The organism is Microcystis sp. LEGE 08355, assembly GCF_015207185.1.
GTDB classification, from domain to species: domain Bacteria; phylum Cyanobacteriota; class Cyanobacteriia; order Cyanobacteriales; family Microcystaceae; genus Microcystis; species Microcystis panniformis.
Window position 1 is genome coordinate 1 of sequence record NZ_JADEXI010000625.1, and the last position, 2,628, is coordinate 2,628.

Genomic DNA, 2,628 nt, shown 5'->3' on the forward strand with positions numbered 1-2,628 from the left:
GGGTAAAATCGAAACGAGTAGGCTTTTTCCATGTCTCACATTTTAGCATATATTTCGTAAATGTGCTAATATTTAACAGTAAAGCCGTCGTAGAACGACGGGGTTTCAGACCCAAAATTTTCGATGACCATCGGGTTTATCCCCCTAAAATTGTCGTAGAAAGCGGATATCGCTATTATAACAACGGCGAATATCGTCTATCTCATGTAATACCATAGCAAATCTTTCCACGCCAAAACCAGCAGCAAAACCCGTATAGATTTGGGGGTCATAACCGACTGCTTTTAAGACATTGGGATCCACCATACCACAGCCCATCACCTCCAACCATTTGCCTTTCCACTGCACATCTACCTCGGCCGAGGGTTCAGTAAAAGGGAAGTAGGAAGCGCGGAATTTAACTGGTAAATCGGCCCCAAACATTTGCTTAAGAAATTCTTTAATTGTTCCTTTCAAATCCGTAAAAGTTAATCCCCTGTCCACCGCTAATAATTCCACTTGATGGAAAACCGCGGAATGGGTTGCATCCACGGTATCGCGACGATAAACGCGGCCCGGGGCCACAATCCGAATCGGGGGTTCGTGACTTTCCATGTAGCGAATCTGGACCGGGGAGGTATGAGTCCGCAATAAACGACCATCCCTCAAGAAAAAAGTATCCTGCATATCCCGGGCCGGATGGTCAGCAGGGATATTTAAAGCCTCAAAATTATAATAATCGCTTTCTACCTGCGGCCCAGTGGCGATGCTGTAACCCAGACCGACGAAAATATCGATCATGCGATCAACTGTGCTATTTAAGGGGTGAATTCGCCCTAAAGGACGGCTCAGAGCAGGTAGGGTGACATCGAGGGTTTCCGCCGCTAATTTCGCCTTAATTTGGGCATTATTTAGACTTTCTCGCCGGGATTCCAGCAGCGATTGTACTAATTCTTTGACCTCATTAGCGATCGCACCGAGGCGCGGTCTCTCTTCGGGGCTTAATTTGCCCATTTCCCGTAAAATCTGCGATAATTCTCCTTTCTTGCCGAGATAATTCACCCTTAGCTGTTCTAAGTCTTCTAGGGTTGTTGTTTGTTCAATAGAATTTTCCGCTTTCCCTGCCAGGGTTTTTAGGGCAGTTTCGATCGGATGGGGGGATAAACTCATAATTAGGGCATTTTCTAGGGCAGCATTCTAGTCTAGTTTATCTGCTCAGGTGGCGGGAGCGGCAGCATCGATCAAAGCTAATAGCTATGTGCTAGGATGGAAATCGAGAATAAAAGTCGGCACTGCGGCTCGTTGTCAGTATTAATGGTCAAAGCGTTTCTGTTTAGTATTGGTTCAGCTAGTTCCCGAAATCTTGGTTCTCTACAAATCTGTTGTTTTTATCTGTGCAAGGATAGGTTTTATGTCAATTTATGTTGGTAATCTCCCCTTTGAGGTTGACCAAGGCGACGTAGTTGAGGTTTTTAACGAATACGGTACAATTAAGCGCGTTCACCTCCCCATGGAGCGGGAAACGGGAAGAAAACGCGGGTTCGCTTTCGTGGAAATGGAAACCCCACAGCAAGAAGCGGCCGCTATTGCCGCTCTTGACGGAGCTCAATGGATGGGACGAGAATTAAAAGTCAATCAAGCTCGTGAAAAAGAACCCAAATCTTCCTTCGGTGGTGGTGATCGCAATCGGGAGCGTCGCTACTAATCCCCGACCGTAACCATTCTAGGCTATGATTACTTAACTTCTTTTCATGGTCAATAGGGGAAGCGATCGCTCGTTTCCCCGCTTGTCTATCTAAATATCCCAAGGAGATTCTTGTGGCTAAACGTCGTAATTTGAAAAAAGAAAAAGCTGAACGCAACCGCGCTTACGCTCGTCAATTCCGGGCTGCCTCTAATCGTACCACCACCAGAGGAGGTAGAGGCGGTTATTCCAGCGATCAAAGACAATCTTCGGAAAATGAAGGGGCAGCCGATACCTAATCTGCTGACTTAGTTAATCTAGCAATAAAAGCCATAGCCTCGCTTTTATTGCTGACCATTCCATCTAAAGTCGCCCCCAACACCGCCGCAAGTAATAGTTTAAACTGGGGACCTGGTTGATAACCCAAAGCTTTTAGGTCATTGCCGTCGATAGGAGCCTCAATCTGCGACCATTTAGTTAAATATTGCCAGATTAAACCCCGAATCCGAGTCTGACTCCTCACCGCCACCAATAACAAACTAGGAACCTGATAACCATTGAAAAAGCTGACAATTTGACTAACGGGTCGATCATAAGCAAAATTATTGCTAATCTCCTTTTCCATAACTTCTAGTTTTTGTAAACGCCCCACAGTATCTTTAGGCAATTGTAAATTATTAGCGATCGCTATTCTTGCCCCCACAGCCAGAGAAGCGATTAATAATTCCAACCGCATTAACCAAGCATTCACCGGCAATTCCAGACTTAAACAATCTAACCAACGACTGAGACAGCGCAATTGTCGCCATAAAGCCCGATTTAAACTTAAATCCCCGTGTAAACAGTGCAAAGCCCCCAAATAAGCCAACTTTTCTAAGGCACTTTCCCAGTAATCCGCCTCTAAAATATAATTCAACTCCGCTTTTAAACGGGACTGTAAAGCGGGTGCAGTCTGATTTGTGTGC

3 protein-coding genes and 1 pseudogene are annotated in these 2,628 nt (G+C 45.4%); 2 read left to right on the plus strand and 2 right to left on the minus strand.

Annotated elements, in window-relative coordinates; translation table 11 throughout:
• Positions 1-144: 144 nt before the first annotated feature.
• Positions 145-1,149: a phenylalanine--tRNA ligase subunit alpha gene (gene pheS / locus IQ242_RS22085; RefSeq protein WP_193961423.1), complete on the minus strand. Its 1,005-nt coding sequence runs from the start codon at positions 1,147-1,149 to the stop codon at positions 145-147.
• A gap of 241 nt (positions 1,150-1,390) precedes the next feature.
• Between pheS and IQ242_RS22090 the strand changes: the two genes are divergently transcribed.
• Both IQ242_RS22090 and IQ242_RS22095 read left to right on the plus strand, forming a co-directional pair.
• On the plus strand, positions 1,391-1,684 hold the full coding sequence (locus IQ242_RS22090) for an RNA-binding protein (protein ID WP_193961424.1): 294 nt from the start codon (positions 1,391-1,393) through the stop codon (positions 1,682-1,684).
• Between the two features lie 113 nt (positions 1,685-1,797).
• Positions 1,798-1,962 (plus strand): hypothetical protein, encoded by a 165-nt coding sequence (locus IQ242_RS22095; RefSeq protein ID WP_002733784.1) that lies wholly within the window; start codon positions 1,798-1,800, stop codon positions 1,960-1,962.
• On the opposite strand, the pseudogene IQ242_RS22100 reads toward IQ242_RS22095, so the two are convergent.
• Positions 1,959-2,628: pseudogene (locus IQ242_RS22100) on the minus strand (poly(A) polymerase); the annotation flags it as partial. The gene IQ242_RS22095 and the pseudogene IQ242_RS22100 sit on opposite strands and share 4 nt — an antisense overlap.